Below are 13,167 nucleotides of genomic sequence, written 5' to 3'. Positions count from 1 at the left end.
TCGCGCCGACCGGGATGGGCCAGGCGCTTAGAAGGCGCTTGCTCCAGCGGGCTTGGGCTGGACCTTGCCGATGAGGACGCGGGCCGGGAGTTCGGGCCGGAAGGCGTCGAGTTCGAGGATCTCCGGGGTGCGGAAGGCGTGGGCGTTGCAGGTGTCCACGGCTGCGCGGAGGGTGGTGTGCGGGGCCCTGATGCGGGTCCAGCCGCCGGAGGAGTCGCCGGCCACGGCGGTGCCGGGGCGGTCCTTGTCGATCTGTACGGCGGCGAGGACGGCGTCCGGGGCGATGTCCCCGAAGGCCATGTTCGCGGAGGTCTCGTCGTTGACGCGGTGGGCGGTCCGGCCGGTGAGCTGGGCGCGGAGCATGGTGATGCCCTTGCCGAGTTCGGAGCCAAAGCGCTGGCCGCAGATCTCCAGGTGGATGCCGGCCGCGCGGCCGAGCTGGGCGAGACGGACGAGGTCGGTGACGATCCGGTCCCGTCGGGCCTCTTCGGCCTTGTTCGCGGCGAGGGCCAGCTCCGCGACCTCGTCCACCAGGAGCACGACGGGAACGGGGCGAAGGTGCGCGGGCAGGTCCCAGATGTCGGCGGTGATCTCCGCGTCCGGCGTGGCGACGCTGATGCGCTGCTCGGCTCGGATGACCTCGTACACCCGGCCCATGTACTGGACGAGCGCGGCCAGCAGGTCAGCCGCGGCGCCCGGGTTGTCCGCCAGGGCGGTGAACCTGGCAGCCAGGGGGAAGAGTTCCACACCGTTCTTGCAGTCGATGCCGACGAGCGCGACGTTCTGCGGTGCCAGTCCGGCGACGAGCGTGCGTTGGTAGACGGACTTACCCGACTTCGTGGCCCCGACGTTCAGCGCGTGCGGTACCTGCCGGAAGTCGCGGTAGTGGACTTCACCGCCCTCCCGCAGGGCCACGGGTACGCGGAGCGCTTCGACGGACCGGGGTACCGGCATGCGCACCCGCCTGAGTACGTCGTAGCCGGTCATCCTCAGCTCCACGACGCCGGACCGGATCTCTCGCGAGACGACGTTGTGCAGGGTGAAGGAGTGGCGGAGCCGGTCCGAGGAGGCGGAGAAGTCGAACGCGTCCTGGCCGGGACGGAGTTTGAGCCGGAGCACCAAGCCGGTCGCGGTGGGCCTCAGCCGCAGGATGCGCGGCGAGCGACCTTCAGGGACGGGGCGGTTGGCGATCCGGGCGAGGGCCAGTTGCCAACGGGAGGGCGGGACGGTGAGCCCGCAGGCGTCCATGACCGAGCGGTAGCGGATCAGGACGCGGACGGTCGCGAAGGTGACCCCGAAGGTCATCCAGTACCAGGAGGGGCGCAGCCGGCGCAGGGCGATCGCGAGGGCCAGGACCACCAGCAGCGCGACCCATAAAGCGCTCATGTCAGCCCGCCTTGGCCAGCGAGGTGACGGCGACGGCCCGGAAGCTGAGCCCGTGGCGCTTCTGGCCGTTGAACTCGTTCTCCCACGGCCGGGCGACGAGACCGGTCAGCGCGACCGGGGTCCCCAGGACCAGGTCACCGGAGATGTCGGGCTGTGCCACGGTCACGGTGACGACCTCGGCGTTGCCGTTCATCACGAAGAGCACGTCGACCGTCATGAGGTTGCTGCCGCTCTCGGCGTCGACGGCGACCTGACCGGTCTTCTTGTCACGCATCTTGAGCTGCGGGGGCTGGGCGACCATCACGGTCGCGCCGCTGGTGTCGACGGGGATCTGACGCACGGAAAATCACTCCTCTATAGAGGTCGGACTCCGTCACTCATGTATATGAGTGACATGAAGAAGAGTGCCCCACTCCTATACATGAGTCAACCCGCCGTGAAGAGAAACTCGCGGCGGGCTGCGGGGAGTTGAGCGGGCGTCAGTCGCGCGCGGGGATCCGGTACTCGAAGACGAACTGGTCAGCGGCCATGAGGGTGTCGCAGACCTCGACCACGCGGCCTTCGTCCGTGACGGCGTTGCGGAGCAGGTGCACGACCGGGGCCCCGGGACTCAGCGACAGCTCGGTGGCTTCGGCCTTCGCTGCGGGCCGGGCCTGGAGCGTCTCCACGTACTCGGCGAAGACGTGTCCGTGGTCTTCCAGCCGTGCGTAGATGCCGCCGGGGCCAGGGTTCTCGGCGAACAGCTCCGGGATGTCCTTCACCACGTCCCACGGCAGGTACGAGCTGGCCGTCTCCACGGGCGTCCCGTCGCGGAAGTAGAGCCGCCGGCGAGCCAGCACCTGGGTCCCCGCGGCGACGCCGAGCCGCTCCGCGATCCCCTCCGGCGCCTCCATGGGCCCGATGAACAGCACGCTCACCTTGGCTTCGGCCCCGGACTGCGCGGACTCGGCGAGGTACGCCGCCCTGCCCTCCTGCCGGTGCGTACGCCGGAAGCGGTCCGAGGACCGGTGCCGTACTGCCGGCCGGGCCTTCACGATGGACCCCTTGCCGTGCCGGGTCTCGACGAGCCCGCTGGCCCGTACCTCCACCATGGCCTTGCGGACCGTCCCGCCGGCGACGCCGTAGCGCTCCACCAGCTCGGATTCGCTCGGCACCATCTCCCCGGCCTTCAGTACGCCGGCCCTGATCTGCTGAACGATGTCGTCGGCGATCTGCACGTAGCGCGGCACAGCCCCTCGGCCACCTCCCACTGCGGTTCCCATAGTCCTTCTCTTCCTCCTATGCTCCTGTACATGAGTACGGGTTCCCCGCAGGCCAAGTCAACGCCACTGCACTCCGTGTCCGTAGCCGGGGCAGTCCTCCGCGAGGACGGCCGACTCCTGGCGATCCGCCGAGCGGACAACGGGACTTGGGAACTGCCGGGCGGAGTCCTCGAACTCACCGAACCCCCGGAGGCCGGCGTTCGCCGCGAGGTCCTGGAGGAGACGGGCATCGAGGTCGAGGTCAACGACCTCACCGGGGTCTACAAGAACACCACCCGCGGCATCGTCGCCCTGGTCTTCCGCTGCACCCCGACGGGCGGCACCGAGCGCACCTCAGCGGAGTCGACCGCAGTCACGTGGCTCACCCCGGAAGAGATCTCGTCCCAGATGTCCGAGGTCTACGCGATCCGCCTCCTGGACGCCCTGGACGAAGACGGCCCCCACGTCCGCAGCCACGACGGCCGCCAGCTCCTCCAGGCCTCGGCGTGACGGCACCCGAGGGCAAGCGGCGCGCACCCCGACCGTTTCACGAGATGCGCGACGTGTACGACTTCTTGGAAGACATACGCCTACGACCAGGCATGTACGCCTTCCAGTCCTCGGTCCTACACCTGCAATCGATCCTGCTCGGCTTCAACGTGGCTGTAGAGATACATGGCACCGCGGGCTCGACTGCCTTCGATGCCGAAGGAGCCTTTCACGAGTGGCTCCGTCATCAGATCAACGGCCAATACGGCTGCCTGATCTGGGGCTACGCCATCGAGCTCGAAGCCAAGGACCGAGGCGTGCCGCCGATGGATCTCTTCTTCGAGCTGCTCGACAAGTTCCGCGCCGAACGCTGCGGTAAGACTTTCCCTACTTCATCAAGCACCCGGCTGCGCTCCGCTCCGCCGGGCGGGCTTCCCGGCGCCGCTCCGCGCGACGCTCCTGCCTTCGGCCCGCTCCGCGCACGCTCCGCCGACGCCCGCCCCTGCAAGGCGGGATAGGCCCAAGGGCATGAGCTGAACCCTGAGCGCGCGGATTCCCTCCCTCACCGACATGCCTCCGGCGGGGGCGCTCCGACTCCGGGATGGACGGGGCGCCGCTCGCGGGTGCCGGTCGTGGTGGGTTGAGGTGGGGAACTCCCATCCCGTCCACCGTCGACCCAGGCAAGCCGAGCAGACACGGCACCGGGCGTCCAGGTCGTTCGTACAGTGGCGCGCTCCACCTGGACGCCCGGCACCGCGTCCGCTCCACATACGTGTGGGTCGACGGCGGACGGGATGGGAGTTTGGGTGAGTGGTGGTTGAGGTCGTAGTTTCCTGTCACGCCCGAGGACAGCTCCCCTACCTAGGGAAGCCCTCAAACTGCCACGCAGAGATTGTCGGTCCGGCATGATGCTCAAGTGGATGTTGCCCGCATGGTGCTGGAGTACCTAAAGGTCCTGATCTGGCCCGCTACCACGTTGGCCATCGTGTACGGGTTCCGTGGGCAATTCCGGGACCTCATACATCGAGTAAGGATGCTTAGCGGCCCGGGAATCGATGCCGAGTTCTCTGAGCGCGTGCTTGAAGCGAGCGAGGGGGTGGAGGCGGCTCTCCTCAGCCACCCACCGATCGAGGTGACTGACCCTCAGCTACCGGGATCCGACGCAGCCGAGTTGCCGGGCGGGCCCGATGAGGCGGCTTCTGAGCAGGCCCCACGACGTCGCGTGCGTGGGCACTATGTCCGCGGGCACTACAGGACAGCGCCTGTAGAAGATGACGCCCTTCTGACACTGGCGGAGAGCCATCCCGACGCCGCCGTTGTCGCGGCGTTCATCGGAGTGGAGGCCGAGCTGCGCCGCCTGGAGGCAGCTGAGCGGCCGGCTGAGCTTCACCGGTTGCCGACCAGACACCTTGTGGAGGCTTTGTCGCTGCCTCACGACATCAGGGCTTCCATTGTCGAGATGAGCCAGCACCGCAACCGCGCAGCGCACGGCGAGCAAGTGGTCAGCACGAGGGCAGCACGGGCCTTCGTACGGAGCTCCAGGGAACTGATCGACTGGCTTCAAGCCTTTGGCGATCAGCCACGGCTCTTCTGACAGACTGGATCTGAAGCCCGCCGGAGGTAAGCCGGGATGATGTCCACCAGATCATCCACAACCTCCCCAAAAGCCCTCCGCGCCCACGCGGTAGCTGACCCCATGGCATCGCCCTCCCCCTCGCGGCACCGAAGCGCCGAAGCAGCATCAAAGAAACCGTGCAGCTGGGAACGTGTGTCGCGCAAGAGGGCGTCAGACGCAAGGGGGGGCGCACAACAGCGCCTTTGGCCACCCACCGGGCCGCACGCAGTTCCTCCGTCGCCCCCCATTCACCAGCGGCCGAACCCAAGCGTGAGCCCGAACGGTGACCTGTCGGACCTCGACGCCCCCGCCACCCCCGGCCGAGCAGGACGCCCAAGTGGGCGGTTTCCGGCCATACTGGCGTCATTTCTGATCTTACGGCGAGCAATGAGCGTCTCTAAGATCGCCGCGTGACACAGGAGAAACTCGGAAAGATCCTTCGCTCAGTCGCAAGCAGAATGCGTGCCGACTTCGAGCAATCCCAGAATTTTAATCACAACGGCGAAGCCGGAACGTCTCGCGAAGTGCTTATCCAGCAGTTCCTTTCCGGATATTTGCCGGCGCACGTGGAAGCGGTGCATAACGTAGAGGTAATCTCGGCAAATGGCGACGTCTCACCCCAGTCGGACATCGTCCTCATTGATCGAGGGACACCGCCGTTCACGACCCTAAAGGGGTTCCGGATCATCCCCAATGAATGCGTATATGGCGTTGTCGAAGTAAAGACGAAGCTTGACGGGGTACAGCTGGTTGACGCCTGCACCAAAATCAGCCGGATGCGCATCATGCCCAAGACGGCGTACCGCCCCATCCCAGGAACCGTTCCCCGAAACACGAAAGCTTATGGGAAGACCCACGACTTCTTTCCAACCTCGGGCATGATTGTTGCCTTTGGCGGCCTCAATCTGGAGACCATTGGAAACCACCTCGTGCAATGGTGTCGGACTCGCAACCCGATCGAATGGCCAGACAGTGTGTGGGTAGCGGGAAAGGGGCACCTGCAGTGGGGCGACCCGCGAACGGGCTCTCTCCTCAGATCCCCGGTGGCTGGGGCGTCGCTCGTCCAAGTCGATGCCGAACCCGACCAGGACATCCTTCTCGCGCTAGCGCTCCACCTCAACATCCATTTCTCGGATGCATGGATGAATCCGCTCGACCTAGTTCCATATGCGGGGGCCGCGCCGCTGGGTCGGCTGGTTAAGACCTGGACGGTCTAGTCGACTGCCGCGGGCTCCGCACTCGTGGAGAGATGCGAGCCCGCGGCGAGGTGAGCTAGGGAACCAACGGTCCTACGAACTTGCCGTCGGCGGAGCGATACACCACCGCGACGTCGTAGCGGTCGAGCAGGGCGTACATGTCGGGAGTGGGGGCCGCTGGCAGCAGGATCGCGCGCCTGGGTTCGTCTTCACGACCTGGTGCCGTGACATAGCGGCTGTAATCCAGGATCTGCCCCAAGGCCATCCGGATGTCTTCCCGCGAATTCGACCCCTTAGCTTCGTACAGGACATGATCTGTCGCGTCGTACAGGTCAGTGCGCAGGGTTGAAGTGAGCCCCTTCACCTTGATCTGGAAGGCCCCGGTCTGATGGCCGGCGGACTCCAGCAACTCTTTGTACTCCTGCGTGAGCTCAGCTTCGTGCCTGACGGCGACCGTAGCAGCGGTGGCTGCACGAATACTCAGCTTGGTACCGAAGGCCTCGGGCACTACGAAGGTGCCGCTTGTCTCCGTGTTCGGGGCGGCCTTTCCCCTGGTGGTTCCTGTGCGGACGCGCTGCTTCGGGAGCGGCAAGGCTCCGCTCGTGGCTGGGTCCGACTGAAACATTGCCGCCGTCACAGGCTGGAAGGACACAAACTCGGCGAATGTTTCCTCGGCGGCTGGGATGACATCCTGCTCCTCGCGCCGGATGACACCTTCGGGACGAAGCCTGAAAACGATGACGTTGCGCTCGATGTCGTCTTCCCCGTGGACCCTGCGCCATTCGTACGGTTGCAGGCCATCCAGGGTAAATTCCCCAAGATATCGATGCGTCTTCGTGTCGCTTCCGGGCAGCTTGCCGACGCGGGTGAAGACGCGAAGGACCCGGCCCTGCTCAGCATGCCGCAGGATCGCCCGGTTCCCGGAGCCAGCGACGCCGTCGAAGGTCTGGTTACCAGTCTTGCCGGCACCGGTGTACTCGTACACGGCGCCCAGCTCGTCATCCTCGGCCAGCCAGCCGTCGTAGTAGCCGGCGCGCTCCCCCACGTCGGGGTCGGAGTAGAGACTGACGCTGTGCATGTCCTCTGAAGGGCAGATCCCTCCCTGCGGACTTCCCCCGAAGACTGCACGGATCTGAGTCCGCGTGCGAACATCGCCCGGGTTGATCTCTTCAACGCTAGCGGTCATGGGGCGACCCTAGATCATCACACCGACAGTCCCACGGGGCTTGGACCCGATCTCCACCCCCCGTCCTCCCCCATCCGGTGAGAGTCAGACCTGTAACTTCGCGGCCTATCCGTGGACGAGCAGCGGCGCTGCATCCGCTGGCTAGCTCCTGACGTGCACAAACGGCTTAGACGCACGGGGCCTCCGGAGCCGTGTGTGCCGAAGCGGCCCCAGACTCAGTCGGGGGCCGCTCCGGTGTCTCGTGTGAGGCCTGACTAGCTGGAGTCCGCCGGCGGCCCATCGTGTGCGGAGTGTGCCGGGTGCGGGAGGCGGTGGCCGCGGCTGGTTGCTACGCGGACCGCGTCTCGGAGGGCTCCGGTCAGGTCCGTCGCCAGGAGGTGAAGTTCCTCCGGGTCTGGATCCGCTTCGGCGAGGACTTCGAGGGCGTGGGCTAGGAGGGCGGACCCCAAGTCGAGTTGGGTCTCTTCAATGTCGTCCGCCAGGCGGGACAGGTAGCCGGCGGCGTCCTCAGTACTCAGGAAGCACGGCTTGTTGTCGGGGCCTGACCACGGGAGGAGACGCAGTTCGTTGCCCGACGTCATTTCTTCGCGCTCCTCATCCGCGGCCATGACGCGGGTGGTGAAGAGGGCATCCGCCCTGTCGCCCGGAAGAACCAGGAGGGCCGCCTCGACCACCCGGCCGGTGACGTCGGTCGCCACGCGGGTGAGGGAAAGGACGGCCAAGGACGTGCTGATCCGAAGGGCCGCTGCCTCCTCCTGAGTAGGAAGGCGGGCACTGAGCCGCTCTTGGATTTCGGCCAGCGGAGGACGGCGGTCTACGAAGCGGGTCGCGATGGTCACGGGCACGGACGAGCCGACTGGTGAGTCGGTCGGCGTCAAGTCGCCGGGGATGTAGATGCGAGCCAGGCTGTGTGGCGACTTCCCTTCGTGGGTGACGTAGATGATTTCGGTGAGCGGGCTGAGGGGTGGGACGTTCAGAAGGTCGGCCAAGTGGCCGTGTGCTTGAAGCTGCGCCGTGCGGCGGACAGTCGCCCCTCTGGGCGCGATTGCCTCTGCGACTCCGCCACCGACATACGTGATCTTGCGGAGTGGGTGGCGGACGAAGTTGCCGCTGCCGTGGATCTTCTCGACCAGGCCTTCGCCTTCGAGGAGCGCGAGGGCGCTTCGGAGGGTTGGTGTGCTGACCTTGTAGCGGGCGGCGAGTTGGGCCTCGGACGGGAGGCGTTCGCCGGCCTTGAAGTGGCTCGTCGAGATCTGGTGGCGGATGTCGTCGGCGATGGCCTGGCGGCGGGAAGGCACGGGCCGGATCACCACTTCTTCATCATTCGGATCGCGGTGAATTGGCTCTGCGGGTGCATCGTCAGCACTTCGCCCGACTCGAAGAACAGACGCTTGGCGCCTGCAGTCAGCTGGACGAGGTCGGCGACGCGGCACGGCTGGCCGCCGATCTCGATGACGTCGCCACGCTGCACGCTGATCGATGTGATCTCGACACTGGCGGCGAGTGAGCCGTTGGGGGCCCACCCGCTCACTGGTCCACCTGCTGCGGTTCCGTCGCATCGTTCGGGGTGTGGCAGGAGCAGGCGCAGGCCTCGTACCTCACCGGGATACCCGCGGGCGGCTTGACGGGGATCGACTGGGTGCACTGGGAGTGCGTGCCGATCGCGCACGAGCTCGACCAGTAGGGGACCCTCGCGTGTGTGGCGTAGGAGAGCGCGGGGAGTTGCAGCCCACTGGTGGGGGTGGCAGGGGTGCCCATACGGTTGTGCACGCTGATCAGCTCCTATCGCTGATGGCCGGGTCCCCGGACGTCGCGCGTCGCGGGGACCGCTTCGTTTACGGCGGCCCAGAGGGTGCGGCCGGTCAAGCTGCTGGCGAGGAGACCGAACCGGTCGGCCTCTGCCACCACGTTCAGGACCTCCCGCCACGATTCGGCGGGCAGCGCTTCCGGTACCTCCGCTTCGATCGAGGTGTATGTGGCGTGCGGCTCCACTCGTGTGGTCAGCCCAAGGGCTGAGAGCCGGGTGGCGAGGTCCTTGGCCCTTGCTTCCGAAGCGGGCACCGAGGGCCTCCGTCGCCGATTGAACACGTTGCGTGAAGCTAGTTAACTAGATTAGAGCTAGTGGACTAGATTTTCCACATGCCTGAGCAGCCGCCTTATCTCCGCATCGCCGACGTCCTGCGGCAGCGGATCGCGGAGCACGAGTGGACGGCCGGCGATCGACTGCCGTCGCGCGCCCAGATCGCCGAGGAGTGCGGTGTGGGCGAGAACGTGGTCCGCCGGGCGCAGGAGTTGCTGATCTCCCAGGGTGTGCTTGAGGGGCGGGCGGGTTCGGGTACGTACGTCGCGGAGCCTCGGCGGCGTGTGCGGGTGGTTCGGTCCTCGGCGCGTGAGCAGCCCGGCGGTTCTCCGTTCCGGGCAGACATGCAGGCCTTGGGCAAGCAGGGCAACTGGGAGAGCCGGACCGAAGCGAAGGTGCCGGCCCCGGGCGAGATTGCGGCGCGGCTCGGGATTGCCGAGGGCGAGCTGTGCGTCCGGACCGTTTACGAGTTCCTCGCTGACGGTCGGCCGGTGCAGTTGTCGACGAGTTGGGAGCCGTACGAGCTCACCGCGGGCACGCTAGTCGTCCTGCCAGAGGGCGGGCCGCATGCGGGGGTTGGCGTCGTGAACCGGATGGCCGCGATCGGGATCAGCGTCAGCCATGCCGTGGAGCAACCGGAGCCGCGGCAGGCGACCGCCGAGGAGGCATCACTCCTCGGGATCCAGAAGGCCGCACTGGTTACGCACATCCGGCGGACGTACTACAGCGACCAGGGGCAGCCCGTGGAGACTGCGGACATCGTCATCCCCGCCGCGCTCTGCGAGATCGTCTACGAGATCCCTGTCAGCCGCTAGAGCGGCCGTCGGAGAAAAGGGGCCTTCCACAATGCGTTCGTGGAAGGCCTTGAGGCGGCTCAGGGCGACGTCTGACCCCGCTGGCCGGACTCCTACGATGGCCGCTTGTCGGGCCGCCGCATGCCGATGCAGGCCACCAGTGCGCCGCCGTCTTCGGTGAGGAAGAACCTGAAGAGCCACGAGCCATCGGAGTCTCTGACAATTCCGCAGAGGATCGGCTGGGCGCGCTCGCCGAGGATCTGCACCGCCCGCTCCACCTCCAGCGTTTCCACGCCCCTCCGCCGCATGCTTGGAAGTCGCTTCGTCAGGACGCGGGCGTGGACCTCCGAGGAGATGATCCAGTCCTCCGTCACGACGTACTCGCCGCCGTCGACGAGGGCCGCCAGAGCAGCCTTGGACGCCGCGTCGTCACCGGCCAGCAGCCGCATCAACTCGTGTCGTTCCATCGTCCCTCCCTGGCTGGCATCCTGCGATGTGGCAGCGGTGTGCCACAACCGCGTTTAGCCCGCGCTACCGCTGTCCCAGGGTGCAAAAGGCCGTGTCCCCCGCGTGCCCGGACGGGAGGGCTTCTGTGGGGAGCCTCGGGGAATGGCGGGCAGGCGGGCGGGGGCGTGCAGGTCAGGGGCTTGGCTGGTGGGCGGGGAAGGGCGTACGCGATCTTCCAAACTAGCTACGCGGGTTCGATTCCCGTCACCCGCTCTGAAGCACAAAGGGCCAGGTCAGAGGAGATTTCCTCGACCTGGCCCTTCGTCGTTCCCGGGGCGGCGTTCAACGCGGACGTGGGGTGGCACTGGGTCGATCGGCCGGAGGGGGAACCACCGGAGGTCTGCCCAGCGCCCCACCCGTTCCGCCGGCATCCAGGATCCCGGGCGGCGTCTCCCCGGGCCCGGAGCCGGGTCGTTTCGCTAGAGCTTGATCCCCGCGATGGTGTCGGCGAGGGAGTTCAGGAAGCGGTTGACGTCCGGGGCGATGGAGCTGGACGCGAGGAAGAAGCCGAAGAGGACCGCGACGATCGCGGGGCCGGCCTTCATGTGCTTGCCGCGGATGAGGATCACCAGGATGACCGCCAACAGAACCACCACTGACAGCGAAATGGCCACTACTGATCACACCTTCGGTCGTCCCCTGGCCGGCCCGGGGCGTACGGCGGCGCACACCCCCACATGCACCATCCTCCCACCAACCGGGCCCGGCTACCCGTCCCGTGACGAATCGCCATCGCCTCATTCCCGCCAAGCGGACCCGCACTCGGCGCATTTCGGGCATGGGGTACGGGTCACGGGGTGGTGATGCCGAGGAGGGAGCGCACGTACGCGTACTTCGCGGTCAGCCGGTCGCGGGTGGGGGCGTCCAGTACGGAGAGGCGTACGGGGTCGGCGTTGTGCGCGAGGTCGGCCTCCTTGACGAGGGCCGCGCCGGGGGTGGCGAGGATGCGGGCCGCGTACTCCTCCACCGGCTCCCCGGGGCGTTTGGTGAGGGCCAGCACCATGGCCTTGACCTCCTGCGGGACAGGCGTGGCGGCGAGCTCGGCGGGGGTGAGGGCCTCGTCCTCGACGGCGTCGTGGAGCCAGGCCGCCGCCTGCTGCGCCGGGGTGCCGCCGCGCAGGCGGACGCCCTCGGCCACGGCCGCGAGGTGCTCGGCGTAGGGCCGGCCGGCCTTGTCGGTCTGGCCCTCGTGCGCCCCGCGGGCGAGGGCTTCGACCTCCAGGAGGGTCAGCGGTTGCTGTGTCATGCGATCCCCTTCGCTGCCGTTCGGAGGGCCTGGGCGGCCCGGCGCACATCCGCCTGCGTGGTACGCCAGTTGGAGAACGCCGCGCGCAGGGCGGGGGTTCCCCCGTAGACGGTGGGGGTCACGAAGACCTCGGCGCCGGCGGCCTCGTGCAGGGCGGTCAGGCGTTCGGGGGTGGGGGCGGTGGCGAGGGTGAAGCAGACGACGTTGAGCCGGACCGGGGCGAGCAGGCGCAGGGCCGGTTCGCGTTCCACTTCCTCGGCGAGGGCGCGGGCGCAGTCGACGTCGCGTTCGACGATCTCGCGGTGGCCCGCGCGGCCGTAGGCGCGGAGCGTGAACCAGGCGGCCAGCGCCCGCAGCCGGTGGGAGTTCTCGGGGGTGAGGTGGACGAGGTCGGGGTCGTCGCCGAGGGGGCCGAGGTAGGCCGCGGAGTTCTGGAAGACACGGGTCTGCAGGTCGCGGCGGCGGGTGAACTGGACGGCGCTGTCGTAGGGGACGTTGAGCCACTTGTGCAGGTCGACGCAGACGGAGTCGGAGGCGTCGAGGCCGGCGGTGAGGTGGGCGTGGCGCGGGGAGAGGGCGGCGAAGGCGCCGAAGGCGGCGTCGGTGTGCAGCCAGAAGTCGTGGCGGGGGCGCAGGGCGTCGAGGGCGGGGAGGTCGTCGAAGTCGACGGTGTTGACGGTGCCGGCGTTGGCGACGACCACGGCCGGTCCGGAGCCGTCGGCGAGCGCGCGGTCGAGCGCGGCGGGGTCGACGGCCTCCCGGCCGGGGAGCGTGGGGACCCGTACGAGACTCGCCCGGCCGAGACCGAGGACGGAGAGGGCCTTGGCGATGGAGGAGTGCGGAGCGCCGGACAGGACGCGGACGGGCCCGAGGGCCGCCGCGCCGTCCTCGGCCGGGGAGACGCCGAGGCGTTCGCCGAGCCATTCGCGGGCGATGGCCAGGCCGACGGTGTTGGACATGGTGGCGCCGCTGACGAAGGTGCCGGTGTGGGCGTCGGAGAGGCCGAAGAGGCCGCGCAGCCAGCCGGTGGTCTCGCGTTCGAGGTGCTGGCCCGCACCGTCGAAGGCGGAGTTGGAGTTCTGGTCGTGGGCGGCGGTCAGCCAGTCGCCGGCGAGGGCGGCGGGGGTGGCTCCGCCGGTGACGAAGCCGAGGTAGCGGGGGCCGGCGGAGGCCGAGAACCGGAGGGCCCAGCGGGACCGGAAGGCCTCCAGGGCCGCCTCGGTGCCGCTGCCGTGCTCGGGCAGCGGCTCGGGGGCGGGCGGGGCGGCGGCCGCGGCGGCCGGTACGACGGGCCGCGCGTCGAGCGCGGCGAGGGCCTCGGTGGCGGCGCGGCGGGTGGCGTCGAGGAGGTCGGGCAGACGGGCCAGATCGGCGGCGAGGGTGCGGTCCATGGCGGCACGGTAGGCCTCCGGCGGTCGCGGGGGACG

16 protein-coding genes and 1 pseudogene are annotated in these 13,167 nt (G+C 68.2%); 5 read left to right on the top strand and 12 right to left on the bottom strand.

Annotated elements, in window-relative coordinates; genetic code table 11:
- Nucleotides 1-27: 27 nt before the first annotated feature.
- The 3 genes from OG295_RS22770 to OG295_RS22760 all read right to left on the bottom strand — a co-directional run bounded on the left by OG295_RS22770 (nt 28) and on the right by OG295_RS22760 (nt 2,648).
- A complete protein-coding gene (locus OG295_RS22770; protein WP_371678542.1) occupies nt 28-1,386 on the bottom strand; it encodes an FtsK/SpoIIIE domain-containing protein in 1,359 nt (452 codons plus the stop codon).
- Between the two features lies 1 nt (nt 1,387).
- Nucleotides 1,388-1,726, bottom strand: a complete 339-nt coding sequence (locus OG295_RS22765; RefSeq protein WP_371678541.1) for a hypothetical protein — start codon at nt 1,724-1,726, stop codon at nt 1,388-1,390.
- A gap of 139 nt (nt 1,727-1,865) precedes the next feature.
- Nucleotides 1,866-2,648 carry a GntR family transcriptional regulator gene (locus tag OG295_RS22760; RefSeq protein ID WP_371678540.1) on the bottom strand — a complete coding sequence of 261 codons (783 nt, stop codon included), beginning with the start codon at nt 2,646-2,648 and terminating at the stop codon, nt 1,866-1,868.
- 18 nt (nt 2,649-2,666) lie between these two features.
- Here OG295_RS22760 and OG295_RS22755 point away from each other — a divergent pair, with 18 nt between their 5' ends.
- The 4 genes from OG295_RS22755 (at nt 2,667) to OG295_RS22740 (ending at nt 5,948) form a co-directional block, all read left to right on the top strand.
- Nucleotides 2,667-3,137 carry an NUDIX hydrolase gene (locus tag OG295_RS22755; RefSeq protein WP_371678539.1) on the top strand — a complete coding sequence of 157 codons (471 nt, stop codon included), beginning with the start codon at nt 2,667-2,669 and terminating at the stop codon, nt 3,135-3,137.
- 44 nt (nt 3,138-3,181) lie between these two features.
- Complete coding sequence (locus tag OG295_RS22750) at nt 3,182-3,634, top strand: hypothetical protein (protein WP_371678538.1); 453 nt, start codon at nt 3,182-3,184, stop codon at nt 3,632-3,634.
- A gap of 413 nt (nt 3,635-4,047) precedes the next feature.
- Nucleotides 4,048-4,710: a hypothetical protein gene (locus OG295_RS22745; RefSeq protein WP_371678537.1), complete on the top strand. Its 663-nt coding sequence runs from the start codon at nt 4,048-4,050 to the stop codon at nt 4,708-4,710.
- A 431-nt stretch (nt 4,711-5,141) separates the two neighbouring features.
- The gene (locus tag OG295_RS22740) at nt 5,142-5,948 is read left to right on the top strand and encodes a DUF6602 domain-containing protein (protein WP_371678536.1); all 807 of its coding nucleotides are present in this window, start codon (nt 5,142-5,144) and stop codon (nt 5,946-5,948) included.
- A 55-nt stretch (nt 5,949-6,003) separates the two neighbouring features.
- On the opposite strand, the gene OG295_RS22735 is transcribed toward OG295_RS22740, so the two are convergent.
- From OG295_RS22735 to OG295_RS22715, 5 genes and pseudogenes are all read right to left on the bottom strand, one after another.
- Nucleotides 6,004-7,113 carry a hypothetical protein gene (locus tag OG295_RS22735; RefSeq protein ID WP_371678535.1) on the bottom strand — a complete coding sequence of 370 codons (1,110 nt, stop codon included), beginning with the start codon at nt 7,111-7,113 and terminating at the stop codon, nt 6,004-6,006.
- A gap of 254 nt (nt 7,114-7,367) precedes the next feature.
- Nucleotides 7,368-7,694 (bottom strand): hypothetical protein, encoded by a 327-nt coding sequence (locus tag OG295_RS22730; protein ID WP_371681270.1) that lies wholly within the window; start codon nt 7,692-7,694, stop codon nt 7,368-7,370.
- A gap of 63 nt (nt 7,695-7,757) precedes the next feature.
- Nucleotides 7,758-8,411 (bottom strand): annotated as a pseudogene (locus tag OG295_RS22725) (GntR family transcriptional regulator); the annotation flags it as partial.
- An 8-nt stretch (nt 8,412-8,419) separates the two neighbouring features.
- The gene (locus OG295_RS22720; RefSeq protein ID WP_371678534.1) at nt 8,420-8,644 is read right to left on the bottom strand and encodes a hypothetical protein; all 225 of its coding nucleotides are present in this window, start codon (nt 8,642-8,644) and stop codon (nt 8,420-8,422) included.
- Nucleotides 8,645-8,895: 251 nt separating this feature from the next.
- Nucleotides 8,896-9,174, bottom strand: a complete 279-nt coding sequence (locus tag OG295_RS22715) for a hypothetical protein (RefSeq protein WP_371678533.1) — start codon at nt 9,172-9,174, stop codon at nt 8,896-8,898.
- Nucleotides 9,175-9,252: 78 nt separating this feature from the next.
- On the opposite strand from OG295_RS22715, the gene OG295_RS22710 reads away from it, so the two are divergent.
- Nucleotides 9,253-10,008 carry a GntR family transcriptional regulator gene (locus OG295_RS22710; protein WP_371678532.1) on the top strand — a complete coding sequence of 252 codons (756 nt, stop codon included), beginning with the start codon at nt 9,253-9,255 and terminating at the stop codon, nt 10,006-10,008.
- A 92-nt stretch (nt 10,009-10,100) separates the two neighbouring features.
- On the opposite strand, the gene OG295_RS22705 is transcribed toward OG295_RS22710, so the two are convergent.
- From OG295_RS22705 to OG295_RS22690, 4 genes are all read right to left on the bottom strand, one after another.
- The gene (locus OG295_RS22705; protein ID WP_371678531.1) at nt 10,101-10,454 is read right to left on the bottom strand and encodes a hypothetical protein; all 354 of its coding nucleotides are present in this window, start codon (nt 10,452-10,454) and stop codon (nt 10,101-10,103) included.
- 459 nt (nt 10,455-10,913) lie between these two features.
- A complete protein-coding gene (locus tag OG295_RS22700) occupies nt 10,914-11,108 on the bottom strand; it encodes a hypothetical protein (RefSeq protein ID WP_030229627.1) in 195 nt (64 codons plus the stop codon).
- A 176-nt stretch (nt 11,109-11,284) separates the two neighbouring features.
- Nucleotides 11,285-11,740 (bottom strand): HD domain-containing protein, encoded by a 456-nt coding sequence (locus tag OG295_RS22695; protein WP_266839024.1) that lies wholly within the window; start codon nt 11,738-11,740, stop codon nt 11,285-11,287.
- Nucleotides 11,737-13,131 (bottom strand): aspartate aminotransferase family protein, encoded by a 1,395-nt coding sequence (locus OG295_RS22690; RefSeq protein WP_371678530.1) that lies wholly within the window; start codon nt 13,129-13,131, stop codon nt 11,737-11,739. Before OG295_RS22690 ends, OG295_RS22695 begins: the two co-directional genes overlap by 4 nt.
- Nucleotides 13,132-13,167 lie beyond the last annotated feature (36 nt).

Source organism: Streptomyces sp. NBC_01276 (assembly GCF_041435355.1).
In the GTDB taxonomy this organism is placed as follows: Bacteria; Actinomycetota; Actinomycetes; order Streptomycetales; family Streptomycetaceae; genus Streptomyces.
This window is presented reverse-complemented; position numbering and strand designations above follow the sequence as displayed.

What these genes read in the sequence shown, in the direction of transcription:
- OG295_RS22770 (WP_371678542.1), bottom strand. Translation starts at nt 1,386, where the DNA reads ATGAGCGCTTTATGGGTCGCGCTGCTGGTGGTCCTGGCCCTCGCGATC.
- OG295_RS22760 (WP_371678540.1), bottom strand. Translation starts at nt 2,648, where the DNA reads ATGGGAACCGCAGTGGGAGGTGGCCGAGGGGCTGTGCCGCGCTACGTG.
- OG295_RS22755 (WP_371678539.1), top strand. Translation starts at nt 2,667, where the DNA reads ATGCTCCTGTACATGAGTACGGGTTCCCCGCAGGCCAAGTCAACGCCA.
- OG295_RS22750 (WP_371678538.1), top strand. Translation starts at nt 3,182, where the DNA reads ATGCGCGACGTGTACGACTTCTTGGAAGACATACGCCTACGACCAGGC.
- OG295_RS22745 (WP_371678537.1), top strand. Translation starts at nt 4,048, where the DNA reads ATGGTGCTGGAGTACCTAAAGGTCCTGATCTGGCCCGCTACCACGTTG.
- OG295_RS22735 (WP_371678535.1), bottom strand. Translation starts at nt 7,113, where the DNA reads ATGACCGCTAGCGTTGAAGAGATCAACCCGGGCGATGTTCGCACGCGG.
- OG295_RS22730 (WP_371681270.1), bottom strand. Translation starts at nt 7,694, where the DNA reads ATGACGTCGGGCAACGAACTGCGTCTCCTCCCGTGGTCAGGCCCCGAC.
- OG295_RS22710 (WP_371678532.1), top strand. Translation starts at nt 9,253, where the DNA reads ATGCCTGAGCAGCCGCCTTATCTCCGCATCGCCGACGTCCTGCGGCAG.
- OG295_RS22705 (WP_371678531.1), bottom strand. Translation starts at nt 10,454, where the DNA reads ATGGAACGACACGAGTTGATGCGGCTGCTGGCCGGTGACGACGCGGCG.
- OG295_RS22695 (WP_266839024.1), bottom strand. Translation starts at nt 11,740, where the DNA reads ATGACACAGCAACCGCTGACCCTCCTGGAGGTCGAAGCCCTCGCCCGC.
- OG295_RS22690 (WP_371678530.1), bottom strand. Translation starts at nt 13,131, where the DNA reads ATGGACCGCACCCTCGCCGCCGATCTGGCCCGTCTGCCCGACCTCCTC.